General features: G+C 48.9%; 15 protein-coding genes. 10 read left to right on the forward strand and 5 right to left on the reverse strand.

The window, feature by feature from the left end; translation table 11 throughout:
* On the forward strand, positions 1–1,840 hold a 1,840-nt coding region (locus V6Z81_08865), incomplete at its 5' end, for an MMPL family transporter (protein ID MEG9862573.1).
* Between the two features lie 186 nt (positions 1,841–2,026).
* On the opposite strand, the gene V6Z81_08870 is transcribed toward V6Z81_08865, so the two are convergent.
* Both V6Z81_08870 and V6Z81_08875 read right to left on the reverse strand, forming a co-directional pair.
* Positions 2,027–2,419 carry a hypothetical protein gene (locus tag V6Z81_08870; GenBank protein ID MEG9862574.1) on the reverse strand — a complete coding sequence of 131 codons (393 nt, stop codon included), beginning with the start codon at positions 2,417–2,419 and terminating at the stop codon, positions 2,027–2,029.
* Positions 2,420–3,473: 1,054 nt separating this feature from the next.
* On the reverse strand, positions 3,474–4,136 hold the full coding sequence (locus V6Z81_08875; GenBank protein ID MEG9862575.1) for a GntR family transcriptional regulator: 663 nt from the start codon (positions 4,134–4,136) through the stop codon (positions 3,474–3,476).
* Positions 4,137–5,054: 918 nt separating this feature from the next.
* Here V6Z81_08875 and V6Z81_08880 point away from each other — a divergent pair.
* The 7 genes from V6Z81_08880 to V6Z81_08910 all read left to right on the forward strand — a co-directional run bounded on the left by V6Z81_08880 (position 5,055) and on the right by V6Z81_08910 (position 11,358).
* Positions 5,055–5,453, forward strand: coding sequence for a nuclear transport factor 2 family protein (locus V6Z81_08880; GenBank protein ID MEG9862576.1), 399 nt, complete (start codon positions 5,055–5,057; stop codon positions 5,451–5,453).
* A gap of 321 nt (positions 5,454–5,774) precedes the next feature.
* The gene (locus V6Z81_08885; GenBank protein MEG9862577.1) at positions 5,775–6,407 is read left to right on the forward strand and encodes an FMN-binding negative transcriptional regulator; all 633 of its coding nucleotides are present in this window, start codon (positions 5,775–5,777) and stop codon (positions 6,405–6,407) included.
* Between the two features lie 11 nt (positions 6,408–6,418).
* A complete protein-coding gene (locus V6Z81_08890; GenBank protein ID MEG9862578.1) occupies positions 6,419–6,841 on the forward strand; it encodes a RidA family protein in 423 nt (140 codons plus the stop codon).
* Positions 6,838–7,068, forward strand: coding sequence for a PhzF family phenazine biosynthesis protein (locus V6Z81_08895; protein MEG9862579.1), 231 nt, complete (start codon positions 6,838–6,840; stop codon positions 7,066–7,068). The genes V6Z81_08890 and V6Z81_08895 overlap by 4 nt, the downstream gene beginning before the upstream one ends.
* A 69-nt stretch (positions 7,069–7,137) precedes the next feature.
* The gene (locus tag V6Z81_08900) at positions 7,138–7,782 is read left to right on the forward strand and encodes a glutathione S-transferase family protein (GenBank protein ID MEG9862580.1); all 645 of its coding nucleotides are present in this window, start codon (positions 7,138–7,140) and stop codon (positions 7,780–7,782) included.
* 49 nt (positions 7,783–7,831) lie between these two features.
* Positions 7,832–8,449 (forward strand): hypothetical protein, encoded by a 618-nt coding sequence (locus tag V6Z81_08905; GenBank protein ID MEG9862581.1) that lies wholly within the window; start codon positions 7,832–7,834, stop codon positions 8,447–8,449.
* 83 nt (positions 8,450–8,532) lie between these two features.
* Positions 8,533–11,358: a S8 family serine peptidase gene (locus V6Z81_08910; protein ID MEG9862582.1), complete on the forward strand. Its 2,826-nt coding sequence runs from the start codon at positions 8,533–8,535 to the stop codon at positions 11,356–11,358.
* A gap of 198 nt (positions 11,359–11,556) precedes the next feature.
* Here the strand turns inward: V6Z81_08910 and V6Z81_08915 are convergent, their stop codons facing one another.
* Both V6Z81_08915 and V6Z81_08920 read right to left on the reverse strand, forming a co-directional pair.
* On the reverse strand, positions 11,557–12,105 hold the full coding sequence (locus tag V6Z81_08915; GenBank protein ID MEG9862583.1) for an ankyrin repeat domain-containing protein: 549 nt from the start codon (positions 12,103–12,105) through the stop codon (positions 11,557–11,559).
* Between the two features lie 177 nt (positions 12,106–12,282).
* Positions 12,283–12,531 (reverse strand): hypothetical protein, encoded by a 249-nt coding sequence (locus V6Z81_08920; protein MEG9862584.1) that lies wholly within the window; start codon positions 12,529–12,531, stop codon positions 12,283–12,285.
* Between the two features lie 219 nt (positions 12,532–12,750).
* On the opposite strand from V6Z81_08920, the gene V6Z81_08925 reads away from it, so the two are divergent.
* Positions 12,751–13,587, forward strand: coding sequence for an SDR family oxidoreductase (locus V6Z81_08925; protein MEG9862585.1), 837 nt, complete (start codon positions 12,751–12,753; stop codon positions 13,585–13,587).
* A gap of 17 nt (positions 13,588–13,604) precedes the next feature.
* Positions 13,605–14,009: a VOC family protein gene (locus V6Z81_08930; protein MEG9862586.1), complete on the forward strand. Its 405-nt coding sequence runs from the start codon at positions 13,605–13,607 to the stop codon at positions 14,007–14,009.
* A gap of 11 nt (positions 14,010–14,020) precedes the next feature.
* Here V6Z81_08930 and V6Z81_08935 read toward each other — a convergent pair whose 3' ends face one another.
* A complete protein-coding gene (locus V6Z81_08935; protein ID MEG9862587.1) occupies positions 14,021–15,118 on the reverse strand; it encodes an alcohol dehydrogenase catalytic domain-containing protein in 1,098 nt (365 codons plus the stop codon).
* Between the last annotated feature and the right edge of the window lie 362 nt (positions 15,119–15,480).

Consider the following 15,480-nt stretch of genomic DNA (forward strand, 5'->3'; position numbering starts at 1 on the left):
TAAGGGGACGCTGAATGAGGGGCGTCTGACTTATCCGGAAGTTTTTGCAAAAATTCGTGAGATGCTGGATGATGCCCAGCAAGCGGAAGGGGTAAAAATTTACGCCGCTGGCCAGCCAGTACTCGTCGGGTGGGTTCACTCCTATCTGGTTGAAGTCATACAAATTTTCTTCCTCACGGCGGCCATTTTAATGGCCTTGCTGGTGGTGTATTTCAGGCGCTTTTACGCCATTCTCATACCGCTCATTGGTATTACCATTTCAAGCATTTGGGGTTTGGGCGTGATTTCTCTGCTCGGATATAATCTTGATCCGCTAACAATGGTTATTCCGTTTCTGGTTTCGGCACGAGCGCTCTCCCATGGCGTGCAGTTGGTGCAACGCTATAATGATGAGTTGGAGGCTTCTGAAACAGGGTCGGAAGCTGCACGACGTACTTTTGAGGGCTTGTTCCGGCCTGGCTCACTAGGCGTGGTTTCAGACGCAACAGGTATTTTTCTGATTTCTTTAGGCTCTATTCCAATTAACACCAAGCTTGCGCATTATGCGTCCCTTTGGGCCTTAAGCGTTGTGGTGACTGTGTTGATTGCTGTCCCGCTCATGTTGAGCTTAATTCCTAAGCAAAAAGTGATTAACAATCGCCGTAACCCGATTATGCGGCTTATGTCTATGGTCGGCAACCACTTGGTAGTGACAAAAACTTCCGTGATTACGCTGGTCAGTCTTTTGATTGTTACGATTATTGGTTGTGTTTATGCCTCACGGGTGCAAATAGGGGAATCAGAACCTGGTTCGCCAATTTTATATCGTAACCATGATTATAATGTATCGGCCAAAGCGATTAACGAATTGTTTCCAGGTTCGGAAGAACTGATAGTGGTGGCGCGTACAGATGAGTCAGGTGGTATGAAGCGTCCTGAAGTCCTGAGGGCGATTAAAACTTTGCAAACCTATATGATGACCGACCCTGACGTTGGTGGCGTCAAAGCGCTCCCTGCATTGGTTGAGCAAGTGAATCGTCTGATTCATTCTGATGACCCAAGATGGTTATATATACCAGATGACCCGGCATATGCTGGTGGCCTTTTATTCACCTATATGGCGTCCAGCCCTATTCCCGGAGCATTGCAGGAGTTTGTATCTCCAGATGAAGATGAAGCAAGTATTGTGTTCTTTTATAAAGACCATCAAGGAACAACCATTCGCCGCGCCATCCATATGCTTACAACATGGATTAATGACCCAGCCAACCAAGTGGAAGGTCTACGTTTTGAACTGGCAGGTGGGCTTATCGGTGTTACGGCGGCAGGTAATGAAGCGGCCTTTGAAACTAATATAACTGTGTTACCTCTCGTCTTACTGCTGATTTTCGTCTTTGTGACCATCTTCTATATGACCTTCCATTCAGGTTTTTTAATGTTTGTTATGATGACTTTTGCGACCACGCTTACCTATGCCTACATGGGGGTAGCTGGTATTGGCATTAACACCAATACTGTTCCCATTATCGCGATTGGTGTTGGGGTCGGGATTGATTATTCCATTTATATGATGGACCGCATCCGGGAGATGATGGATAAAAATGGAAATAATCTGGATGACGCGATTCGTTCTGCTTTGCGGTCTGCCGGGCTGGCGATTTGCTTCACGGCTACTACACTTATTTGTGGTGTGATTATATGGACATTCGTATCAAGCCTACGGTTCCAGGCCGATGCAGCTTTATTGCTTAGCGTCATGCTAGCTTTGAATGCGATTGCGGCACTTTTTCTTGTACCTTCATGGATACGGATTTTCAAACCCAAGTTCATAACTCAACAAAATGTAAACAGAGTTATGTGATATTGAACAACTTAACCTTTCAAGGGGGTTGCTATGGACAAGATTGTTCTCAAGGATGAAAAGTCTCTTCTATCAAGCATTTCTGACACTTCCACACAAGTACTAGAAGATCAAATTTTCACTCGGATATAGACTATTTTTCTCAGGAAACGATTAACCTAGTTGAGCCCTAGCGAACGTCTCTTCCTATAGGGTGCTTAATACGAAACTTACTGAATCACTTTCTCCACAAAGGCTGGCAATGATGGGTTCAACGTCAACACCTCGTGTTCTAAACCATTCCTGAAGCGCCAATATACGGCTTTCATGATGTTGCCTGATGGCATTGTCCGCAAAAACACCCATATCGGCCATCGGAGGGCAGTGTTCAAGCACTAAGCGTCCCCCTTTAGAAAGAGCTGCTGTGAGCGCACTATCAAGATTATTAGATCTGGCTTGAGGGTCAGCACTTTGCGGGTCGAAAACAACTGCCCATGACTGTGCCTGAATACCACTACCACCTGAAAGCGAATTATTCGTTGAGCTGCACCCGATGAGTAAAGATCCTATTAAAACAGTTTTGAGAATTGCTTTATTCATTACTTTTCTCCTAATATTACAATGCGATCAGCGCACGGCCAGTGTTATAAAATCCACGCATTGATCTATGGTTTGATTTTCATCGAATGGGTTAACATATCAACCGATGGTACGAGACTCCATTCTGGTTACTCCTGTAAGGATCATTTAAATTTGTACATCTTTTGCAGAATTTCAACTTATTTTGCCTAAGAATTACACTCCAAAAAAGAGACTATCTGACCTTCCCCCATTTAACTGGTCCACCCTGAATGTTAGGTAATATGTGAGCCGAACTTGCCCTTGATGTGTCATAGATTAACTTTCAAACTGGACGTGTTGATGGGGGCAGACCAAAACGAAGTGATTATTTCAAAATTTTCTATCGTTGAAAACCGGCAGAATACTGCGGATATTCGTAAATTCCATCCACTAAAGTATATAATTACCAAAATAAAGCTTGATATATTACTGTGATATATCACATGATATGGTAAGTTTTTGGCAGGGGTGCTAACATGTGTGAAAATAACCACGAAGGAGGAACACACATACTTAAATCACAGTAGGGATTGTTATTGGGTGTGCTTGCAATTGCGATTTCTGTCACAGCAGTTCATGCTAATGAGGATGTAGTACTGGGCCAACAAGATTAGCTGAACACTGTGATTCAGTATGCATATTCTTGGGACGCCGAAAATGACTTTATCTTCGGGTAAAGCTCTGACGCTGGTAAACGTAACAAAATTCGTCTTGAGCATCAGGAAACTTGGAAATTTGGTAGGCTTTATGCCTTTGGGGATATAATTTCCACTGATTCAGATATTGGTTGAGAGAGAGACTTTGGTTTTACTTGTTGTGACGATGGCGAGTATACGGAGTATTTTGGCCCGAAAAATACTAATGTCAGTCTAGCATTGAAGCAGATTTCTGAGAAGTTAGAACACGAAACCGCTTACGAAACCTTTGCCAGCGATGAAGTTGAGTAAGGGAAATTGATCTCAGATGTTTTGCCCGAGACAGAAGAAAGCCTATCACGATTTGAAATGGAAAAAACAAATCTGAGCGGGTATTCCTACTTGAGCCCCATCCTCATACATACAGACTTGAGATGAACTTGCATCGCCTTTTCTGCCGCCTTGCCATCGCTCTGAACAATGGCGTCAACGATATTTTTATGTTCTTTGATGGTCGTTAGGAAATCTTCCTCAACCCAATGCGTCAGAAACAATGGTCGCATCATTCCCTCGTGTATAGGCCTGAGAATTTCAGAAATGCGCTGATTATTTGCTTTTGAGGAGATAATCATGTGGAGGTCTCGATCAAGAGGCAGCAACTGCTTGGACTTAGGTTGCTTTCCTAGATTTTCTTGTTGTTTTAAACACTTGAGCAATGTTTTGACGAGTTTTGGGTCTGGATTCTCGGCGCACTGTCGAACACAGAATGGTTCCAAGAGCAACCTGATTTCCATAGTTTCTCTCAAATCATTCAATGTTATTGTCCGTACATGAACACCTTTCCGGGGAATTACCTCCACTATTCCTTCTTGATCAAGCAACAAAACGGCCTGATAGATTGGAGTTCGACCAAGATTCAGATCGCGACAAATTTTCTCTACCTGTAGAAACTGCCCAGGCATATAATCGCCTTTAAGAAGTTTCTGCTTTATCAAGTTATAGGCTTTGGTGGTTATCGTCTCGCTTCTTTTGGGTTGTTTTATGTTGTTTTCGATTGTCAATTTTAATAAGCTCCTAAATTCCAGACTCTCATTTATCTCTTAGGTGTTTATCCGCTCTTTAAAATCTTCTTCTAAGCATTCGGGGCGGGTATCCGATCTAGTATCGCTGCCAGAATACGGAGTGCTCAGCAAGCCGTACACGTCACACACATGGCCGAATCGTATGCACTGAGCACTGGGCCGCCTTCAGGATTCATTTACTCATATATATATAGCCAGACAAGTATTAATCTAACTTAATTCAGGGTTTCTTCTACTACGACAACCCCCCTCCCACTACAGTGCCGGCAGGGGTGGCCGTCGATTTTTGAAATGGGAGAGGGGCTGAACTATCGGAGACAAAATATCCCTTCGCGTTCTCGGCAACACACACGTTACGATTTTTTTTGAAGCCAGAGAGTTAATAGAAGAAATTAGGTGTATAAAACCTGCGAGGCTAACTTCTATGCCGCTTTGAAAAAAGCCTCCTGTGATGGAGAAATTAAGAACCACCATAATATCCTCTGATGCCGACTACCCCTGTGACACGGCGTATATTATAGACAGTTAAATCTATAGAGTCACCTCAATTTTATTGGTGAAAAATCCTAAAAAAATATGACGTGATGGTCTGCCCATAGTCTGCCCCCATCAACACGTCCTGTTTGAAAGTTAGTGTATGGCCAGTCTGGGTACGGCTTGGGCAATATCTTCACTAACATTCTGGATGGACCAAATAATAGGGGGCAGATCACATTGAGCGGCCCCAATCAACACGTCCAGTTTTAAAGTTAGTTTATTATATGTACGGATTCCGTTCGGATCACATATTCCCTAACATTCAGGGTGGACCAGTTAAATGGGGGAAGGTCAATTGACTATATGTGCGCTCCGCACATAAACTCTCTACAATAATCAATATAAGAAGCGGAGAGCAACATGCCTGACACGAACCTTTCCCTTGAACACAAGGATTTTTACGAACGTTTCCAATCGTTCTGGGCAGCACCGTCCGGTGCCCGAGTGCCCGAATTAATCGCGCCCGACGCGACAATTCACTTCACCGGAGCAGGAATAATGTCCGGTATTGCCTATGCAGAATGGATGGCCGAAACGCTTCCGACGATGGAAGACATGACGGTTACGCCTCTCGACTGTGCAGGCAATGGCGACATGCTCTACATTGCCTGGGAAGCATCGGCTGTTATCCACGGATCACGGCGCACTTATAGAGGCGTGGATCGCTTCCGCCTTAAAGATGGAATGGCGATAGAAGAGCACGTGATATTTGATTCAGCGGTACTCACGCCGGAAGGTCGGGGAGGTATCGAATATTGACGATCAGTGAATTTTCCTCACAAAAACAGGAAAAACTTGCATTTATAAGCGTGTAAAAAGAGACACAAAAGGTGCGAATTCTGCAAATCTTGAGACAGATTCCAATGATTATTTACAGCAACATGGTGCGTTTGACTACTCAACCATACTCACAGAAACCCTGACCGCTTTTAGGAGGGCCGGCGCAGATCTCATCCTGACCTATTCGGCACTGGATTATGCTCGCCAGATCAACTAACGACATCAGCTCTTTAACATGGTCTATGATAATTCGTAAGAATCCCGTAAACACACAGAAACCCAACCAGGTGGACACAAGACATGTACAGACCAGAGCAATGTATTGAAGAGCGTCAAGACGTCCTTATTGAGGCGATCCGAGATATCCAATTGGCAACATTGGTGACGCCTCACCCAGATGGTATCAGTGTGACCCACGCACCGGTTGTGGTTCGGGATGATGGTCAGAACATCAGTCTAGAATTGCATGTAGCACGGACCAATCCTCACTGGCAAATGGTTGAAGAGGCCACCCAATCAGTCGCAATATTTCAAGGACCTCATGCCTATGTTTCGCCGTCGTTCTATCCTTCCAAGCAAGAACACGGGAAAGTGGTTCCAACATGGGCATATATTGCTGTCCACGCGCACGGCACCCTTGAAGTGATTCAGGACAACGGAGAACTTCTCAACCATCTTGAGCAGATGACCGACAACAATGAGCAAGACAAAGCCATTCCATGGCACGTTGACGACGCTCCCGAAGAATACATAGAAAGCATGATGCGCGGTATTGTGGGACTGCGATTTAAAGTTGAGCGTTTGGAAGGCACATGGAAACTCAATCAGCGCAAGAATACACCAGACCGGATTGGAACAGCTGAAGGGTTGAGGAGAAGTGGTGAGAACGGCATAGCTCTCGCCGATGCCATGCGTGCAGTCAAGTCTGCATAGAGAGTATTGTCGTGGGTAATACAGAAGCGAAATCACCGATCTCAATGCGGATATCTACCGGTTATCCTCTTGAGGAGAAAGCGGGATACTCCAGAGCCGTTGTCGTGCCGGATGCGGGGGGTGATTGGATTTTTGTATCAGGGACTACCGGGTATGACTATACCACAATGACCATAGCGCCTGATGTGGCTGAGCAAGCCCGGCAGTGTTTTCGTAACATAGAAGATGCGCTGGGGAAAGCGGGTGCAAGTCTTGAGCATGTCGTGCGGTTGCGTACTTTGCTGACGGATTCTGCCGACTTTGAACGTATAGTTCCTATTTTAGCGGACTATATGGGTAACGCACGGCCACCAAACACGGCCATGATTGTAGGTCTTATAGGTCCCTCCATGCTGATCGAGATTGAGGCTCTGGCTCGTAAACCGGCTGCGTGAATTCGGGACGCGTAAAGACGGGAGGTGTTGTTGAAGATCCGGCAACCGGGGCCGCCGCTGCCGCATTTACCGGTTACCTGAAAGAGAAGGGCAAGTTTCTCAAGGATCGGTTGACGATAATTCAAGGTGAAGATATGGGAATAAGGTCAATTATAAAAACAGATTTCGACCATGAAAGTGACACCGGTGTTAGAGTGTCCGGAACGGTGCGAAAGATTGCGAGCTAAGTTGCGCGGTCAGTTCTGGCCAGACGGTAATCATTGCGGCCAAACAGATATGGACCAAGGATTTCACCCATGAAACTATACATTGCCAACAAGAATTATTCTGCATGGTCGTTCCGCCCGTGGTTAGCCATGCGGGTTAAAGGAATTGACTTTGAAGAAGTTTTTGTGGCTTTCACCGATGAAAACAGAAACCCGAAGTTTTACGATTTTTCACCCACGGGAAAAGTACCGGCGTTGGTCAACGGTGATGTGGTGATTTGGGAATCTCTGGCTATTCTTGAATCTCTGGCCGAGAAATTTCCCGAACACACCCTGTGGCCGCAACCCGAAAAAGCACGTGCTCATGCCCGGGCCGTAGCCCATGAAATGCATGGCGGTTTTGAAGTTTTACGCTCGGCTTGTCCGATGAATATGCGGCGAAACGCAGGCCCGGCTGCAATGGATCATCCAAAAGCCGTCCAAAGAGACGTAACCCGTATAGAAAACCTTTGGCAGGATTGTCTGGATACTTACGGAGGTCCCTTTCTTTTTGGTGAATTCACAAATGCCGATGCCATGTTTGCACCGGTTGTTAACCGGCTTGAAAAATACACTCTCTCCGAACACCCCGCAGTTATTGATTATTCCGGTACTATCAAGGCGCTCCCCGCCTGGGTTGAGTGGGAAGAGGCAGCCCTGGACGAACCGTGGGTCGTAGCCGTAAATGAAGCGTGATACTGAAACAGAGTAAGCGTGTTTTGTTAATCTCATATACAAACAAGAGATGACACAAATTCTACTACCAATACACATCCTGTCCGGATCTATTGCTCTTCTATGTGCAGTCATAGCCGTTTCATCTGCAAAAGGAAAAAAGCTTCATGTTCTGTCAGGGAGAACATATTTCTGGTGCATGGTTGCCATCTTCCTAACGGCCATTCCAATGTCAGTTATTAACAGTAATATATTTCTGTTTCTGATATCTGTCTTTTCTTTCTATTTGGCTTTCTCGGGTATGCGCTTTGCCAGAAACAGGAAGGGTATCGCAACTACTGTGGATTGGATTGCTGTCGCTTTGATGATTTTATCAGGAGTGGGGATGTGGATCCTAAGTGCAATCTATGTTGTGAATGATAACTCCCAATACATTACCCTTCTGGTATTCGGGTTTTTAGCACTTGCCTTGGGCTATGCTGATTTCAGGAGTTATAAAAACAGAACGGCTACCGGGAAAGAGAAACTGTCAAGACACTTAACCAATATGATGGGTGGAACGATAGCCGTGGTTACTGCCGTGCTGGTTGTCAATGTCAGGGTTGAACCGGTATGGATATGGTGGGTACTTCCAACAGCATTAATAACCCCGGTTATATTTTGGTGGAATAGAAAAGTCCTGAATTAAAGCTACGACCTGTGATTCCTAAATAGTGTATAATTGAATTTCGGGGGTAATACAGTGCCTTGTGAACAAGGCTAAGGAATTTCATGCGGTTACCGGTCGTATATCTGTTTGCTGCGCTTGCTATTTGTGGCGTTCTCGCCTCTTGCGGCGGTGGAGGCGGCGGAGCTAACAACACGCCATCTACTGACACAACCCCACCACCAACCGATCAGCTTGCAGCGGCTCAGCTTGAAAGAGCGGCAAGTCAGATACGCAACAGTGATGACGAGTTTAATGCACAGTGGGGTCTGCGGGCCATCCGAAACGAATATGCTCTGGCTCTGGGTGCAACGGGAGAGGGTATAACAATCGGTATCGCCGACTCGGGTTTTGATCACCGCCATCCGGACCTCGGGCTAGATAAATTTCACCCCGATAGCATGTTGGCTTACTCACGTAACGCCCTCGATTCTCTACCGGCAGAATCCAGTGCCGTTGAAGTCGGAGTCGAGCAAACTCAGAAAGATGTCATAATTCAATACCCCTGCTCAACACCGGAGAACAATGAAGATTTTTCTCAAATCTCCGATCAGGCGAATGCCCGGATAAAAACCAATTGCCAAACCGACGACTACTTTCTTCGGGTTGGGTCCCCAGGAAATTATCAGTATCTGGAAATACCCCCACTCTTTGCAGGAACGGGCCATGGCACCGCCGTCACCGGCATAGCGGCAGCACAACGCAACAGAGAGAATATCGGTGGTGCCAATGACATAATAGGCATAGCACCGGATGCGGAGGTGCTTAGTTGGGCCGGACAACCGGGCGGTGGCGGTGGCGTCAGGATGTTCTCCTATATGCCATCCGTATTGAGCCCCCCTGATGCACAGGTAACGGATCTGGATGATCTTCTTGAGAAAAGCGTATCGTTTCTGGGAAGCCGCTCGCAGATTATAAATTTCAGTTTGGGCGTTCCAGGCCTGACCCACACCTATGATAGTGACGATGTACGCGCTGCATTTACAAATGCCATTACCGCTATGACGGAGACGGTCATCGGGCAGGGAATAACTCGTCCGGGCCAGAAGCCATTGTTTGCTATCGCAGCAGGAAACAGCCACGAAGATATATTGTGTGATATGAGCAGGCCACGGTGTAATACGACCTTGCCTGCCGAATATGATGAAGGCGCAACCCATCCGGGTATTGTCGCGGGCCTGCCCTATCACATTCCGGAATTGCGGGGGCGCATAGTGGCGGTGGCTGCCGTGCAAATAAGAAAGGATGATAACGGCAACCGGTTGACTGATAGTGATGGCGCTCCGCTGGCAGGCAACCCGTCAGATCTGGAAATTTGGGATTCATCCAACCGTTGCGGCACTCTGCCCACCGACTGGGTAACCGATAAAACAAATACTGCTTATGCCGGACGGCATTATTGCATTGCAGCACCGGGAGAGATGCCAACGCTGGTGGCGGGTGCTTACGAGTTAAATGCAGAGAACAAATATGAGTATTCCACCCAAACATCGGGGGGCACATCCTGGGCGGCACCTCATGTAACAGGTGCCCTGGCGGTGCTGGCCGGGCACTTTGATACGATGTCTCTTGAGGAAATACTCGTACGCATGGTTGATAGCGCCAATAATCAAGGCGAATTCAGCAAGAGCGAGATCTACGGGGCAGGTCTGCTTGATATGGAAGCAGCCTTAAGACCCATGGGGGAAATGCGGGCAACAATGGGCAACAGCCTGAGAGGTGCTTCCCTGCCTCTGGCGGGAAGCCGGATCACAGCAGGGGCGGCCTACGGCGACGCCTTCTCGCTGGCCTTTGAAGGTCGCACCATGGCGGGTTTTGACGAGTATCATGCCCCCTTTCCGCAGCCTCTGTCGGGTCTACTTACAACACCACAACCCCTAAGCCTTGAAGGACGGCGCGACCGCCTTGCAGCCTTCAACCTTGAAACAACACATCTATCCGATGGTACCGTGCGCCTTATGAGCAAACATGGCGGTGCCGCCGTACTGCCCCTCACCGAGGGAGATAATATAGTCACGGGTAATATGGGAGTCTCTCATCTTTTCATGTCACATCAGGCAAGCCATGGCCTGCCTCTGGGATTACGGGCTATAGAGACATCCCACCCCCTGACGGCGGACCCCTCGGCCTTTAGCAATCCGTTCCTCGGACTTGCCGAACAGGGGATAACGGTTGGCATGGGACAGCATTATGGTGACGGCGTGTTACGCATGGCCGCCTTCACCGGCAAAGGACTTATGACTACTGAAGGCGGGTTGCCGGAGCGTACCACCGAGGGTGAAGCGCATGGTGTGGTGGTGGACTATGCCATGAGCCCGGCTGATGGTACGTCTCTGTCTCTGCAGGCGGGAGCCATGATGGAGGACGGGCAGATACTGGGCCTTGCCTCCGAGGGGGCCTTTGGTACGCCGCCGCCGGTTCCGGCGCTGTTTAGTGGTGTGACGCTGGCCAGTCAGATTTCAGGTGGGTGGACTTTTCTGGCTCAGGCTTATGGCGGCGTGGCGCGTCCCGAAGCCCCGTCTCCGGGTCTGGTGAAGAGCACCTCCCCCGTGATTGCCAGCGCATTCTCTGCAGGCCTGACCGGTGGAAGTGTCTTTATGGCAGGAGACCAGCTGAGTTTTGTCATAAGCCAGCCCCTGCGCGTTGAAGCAGGGCAGATGGGATTGAGATGGGCAACAGGACGCACCATTGACGGCCGGTTGCTTCACGGGAATGCCGACGTCACTCTTACACCGTCCGGTCGGGAGATTACCGTCGGGGTCGGGCATCGTGTTCCGCTCAGTGACAACATCACGATGGAAGTGCGCGCCGGACTCACCCGCCATTCAGGGCATGATGCCTCCGCCAAGACCCAGCTCAATGGTCTGGCTAATATCAATCTTGATTTTTGATGTTGGAAGAGCGGGAATGATTTGACAGATAAGCGTTTTTTCTTGAAAAAACAAAATGATATAAGATTTTATGGCGTGTAAATTTTGGACAAAATAAGTGATTATTTGCAGGTTTTGGACAAAGTTAATGAATATTTGTACTCAATTTGGACACAATTAAAGATTACCTACATCTCCTCTTTGAGCACCTTTATCCCCTCACAGGTCGCGAGCGGCCGGCTGAGGCCGGAGTACCGGCTGTTTTAACTTTAGACGCCGGTAGGCCGTGGTCTTCCTGAAATTCCAACTGTCTTTAAGATAGTGATATGGCGTGCGGCCCACCCTGTCCTTTGCCAGAGCATCAGCCCCATAGTCCAGTAGCAATTCGACGATCTCCGGCGAGTCCGCTGCAAAATAAAGAGGCGTCCAGCCGGTATATGCGGCGCGGGATTCGGTATCGACGCCATTTTCCAGCAACACCTCCACAAGGTCCGCCCTTTCATTCCTGACCGCATGGTGCAGAGGCGTGAAGCCTAATTCATCGCGTCCGTTTATATCATTGCCATATTTGAGCGCCGTCTGAAGGTCAAACACCCTGGCGGTTTTCCAGAACCTCACCTTCAGGAGTTCGTTGTCCTCACCCTCCTGCGCCTGAAGGGCCGCCGGAAAAACGGCCAGCAAAAACAGGACTCCGGAAATGATGAGCGTGCCGGACAGGCGGCGCCGATATGGCCGGGCGGCTTTCGTTCTATTATTTTCGCCACGCATTTTTTTACTATAGCATCTCTGCCACCAAAGGCGGTAGCCCTTCCGGCAATCAGGAAACAGACGGGCCTGTTTTATGGGACTCCTTTATGCAGTACCGGCGATTGACAAGGGTCAAAGTGACCGTGCCCAAGTGGTCAGCATTCCCTTATATCCGGTGCCCCTTATGACGAGTCAACCTCACTCGTTCCAGTCGGTATCCTGTCCTACATAGACCCACTCCCATGCCTCATTCCAGTCATCTCCGGCATGGGCGGGTGTGATCAAGTCCAGACCCTGTTCAGGGATCAGCGACCATTCCCAATATCTCTCTCTGCCTTCGTCATCGTAGCAGGTCTGGAAGAGACAGGGTAAATCAGCGGCATGAGAAGGGCCGCTAAAAGCAAAAGCCACCATAAGAGCGAAAGCAAAGGTTGTTAAAGATTTCATGGGTTATCTCCCTCGGATTTTAATAGATAAAAATGTGATTTATGAGGGCATTATAGCATAATCCGATAGCCTACCCTCAAATCACAAATATGTCATCCATGGACCCGGAATGGGCAAAAAACCGTTTTACGGGCAAAAATAAATATTCCCACCACCTCATACAGGGAATATTTTATACAGGATGAATCCCGATCAACACGTTACTATTGAGGAGATGCGATGAACCCGATGGGAAATAACAATACCGCCGTCATTTCAGGTGGTGCGAGCGGCATCGGACTGGAGTGCGCGAAACGGTTTCTGGAGCGCGGCATGAACGTTGTCATCGCAGATCTGAAAGGCATCGACCCTGCAAGACAATATTTATCAGAAATTGCGGACAATAAAGATAAAATCCTGGCCTGCGAATGCGATGTTACCGATTTAGACGCGCTGAAAAATCTGAATCAAAAAGTAACCGAAAGATTTGAAAAAGTGCATTGTCTCATGGGCAATGCCGGTATTATTTCGAGGGGAACAAATCCCTGGGAGGATATTGATCAACTGCACAACATATTGGGGATTAATTTCATGGGCGTGGTCAATTTATGCAACGCCTTTATTCCTTCAATGCTTGCTCATGGAGAAGAGGGCGTTGTCATTAACACCGGCTCAAAGCAGGGCATCACAAGACCTCCCGGCAATTATGCCTACAATCTGTCTAAAGCCGGTGTGGTGGCCTATACGGAAGCCCTTTCGCATGCCTTCCTGAAAACGGAAAATTGCAACCTTAGCGCTCACTTACTGATACCCGGATTTGTTTACACTCCGATGATCTCGGCATTTATTCCGGATAAGCCGGAATTTGCCGCCACCACCGAAGAGACCGTTGATTATTTCCTTGACGCTCTCGGCAGAGGAGAGTTTTATATTTTGTGCCCGGATCATGAAACGAGCCGTGAAATTGATCAGAAAAGAATTCAATGGGCTGCTGACGACATCATTAAAAACAGGCCGGCGATGTCAAGATGGCATCCGGATTTTGAAAAAGAGTTCGAAGATTTCATGAAAAATTAGTTTCGGGTTTAAGCGCCATGACATCAGCCATCATCCCGACCATGCGCTACCATGATGCGCCAAAAATGATCGAATGGCTTTGCACGGCATTCGGGTTCATTAAGCACTTTGTAGTTGAAGATGGTAATGGCGGTATTGCTCATGCCCAGCTGACGTTTGGAAATAGTATGGTGATGCTCGGCAGCTCAAGAAATGATGCCGCAGGTGAATTGCAGGCAACACCGCAAACGTTGGGAGGGACAACGCAGAGTGCCTACATTATTGTTGATGATGTCGATGGTGTTTGTGAGCAGGCCAGAAAGACGGGAGCCGAAATCACTGCCGAACCCAGAGACGAAGAGTATGGCGGACGGGCTTTTTCCTGCCGTGACCCTGAAGGACATCTCTGGCATTTTGGCAGTTACGACCCCTGGAAAAAGTGACGCGTGATTTTCTAACCGACGGTCATCATGATCTTGATGACATTGTCTTCGCGTTGATCGAAAGTCCGGTAGGCTTCCGTACCTTCGGACAAGTCCATGACATGCGAGAACAACCCTTCCGCTTTCAACCGCCCCTGCTGAAGCAAGGGTACCAGCTGCGGCCATAATTGCGGCACAGGTGCCACACCCGCGCGCAGCGTAATATTTTTGTAAAGGATTATGTTGAGCGGCAGCACCACACCGGGTTGAGGCAGACCGATGAAGGAAACGGTCCCGCGCCTGCGGACCAGAGGCAGTACGGACTCAACCGCCGCCCTCGCCCCGGACGCTTCAAACACGCAATCCACCCCACCCCGGGTTTGTTCCATAATCGCTCCGGTGGCCTCCTTACCGGGCGCAAATACCGCCGCGCCCAGTTTCCGCGCGTGCTCACGGCGTCCTTCTACCGGATCAATCGCGAAGACCTGCGACGCACCACGCAACAAGGCGAGTTCAACGCCGATCAGGCCAATAGGTCCCAATCCGACAATGGCAACAGACTGACCGGGCTGGAGACCGGCATTATCAAGGCCGAAGCAAGCCGTGGCCATGGCATCGGTAAGCAGGATTGCCTGTTCATCGCTGACGCCGTCGGGGATGCCCATCAGGGTGGCGTCCGCATTGGGCACCCTGACAAATTCGGCCTGACCGCCGTTCAGCATTGTGCTGAGACCGAAAGCCGTTGCACTCTTGCATTCGCCGATACGTCCGGACCGGCAGGACTGACAGCGGCCGCAACCGGCACCGCCTGCCGCCAGAACCCGGTCGCCGACCTTAAGGCCGTGTACATCCGGACCGGTTTCAACGACTTCACCTATAAATTCATGACCGACGCAAAATTTTTCAACGCCGCTATCATAGGCGGTGCTGCCGATAAGATCGCCGTGATAAATGTGCAAATCGGAGCCGCAAATGCTGCATTTCCCGACCTTCACAATAGCCCCGTTGCCGATTTCGAGTTTCGGGTCCTGATAATCCTCGTAACGGATATCCCGGGGGCCGTTGAATACCAGTGCCTTCATCGCAACATCATTCCTCCATACCGGCGACCTCTCGCGAGGTGCCGCCAAACTGCGGTCCGCTCCCGGAGCCGCCTATGAGTTAGCGGATTATACCCGGGTCCCCTATATATACGTAGAGTTGAGGCGGGGGCGCCGCAAGGGAGGAATTATATAGCTCCGGGGCCGAAACGGGGGTTTTCGGGGTTGACTGACAATTGCGCCCAATTGCACCCCTGAAAACGGCACCGGCATCAGGCTCATCGAAGATGCTCCGTCAGGCATTCCGGCCTCCTACCCCCTTCAGGTATCGCGTTTGTGAACAGATGTGATGTGCCACGGCAGGAATATGCAGTAATGTAGAGTCCACGGTATGTCAAATCTTAGGGATGTGTAAGGGGTCAATGACCCGCACCAGCAAACGCAAGGAGATA

Source organism: Parvularculales bacterium, from assembly GCA_036881865.1.
Taxonomy (GTDB): domain Bacteria; phylum Pseudomonadota; class Alphaproteobacteria; order JAPOUT01; family JBAJNM01; genus JBAJNM01.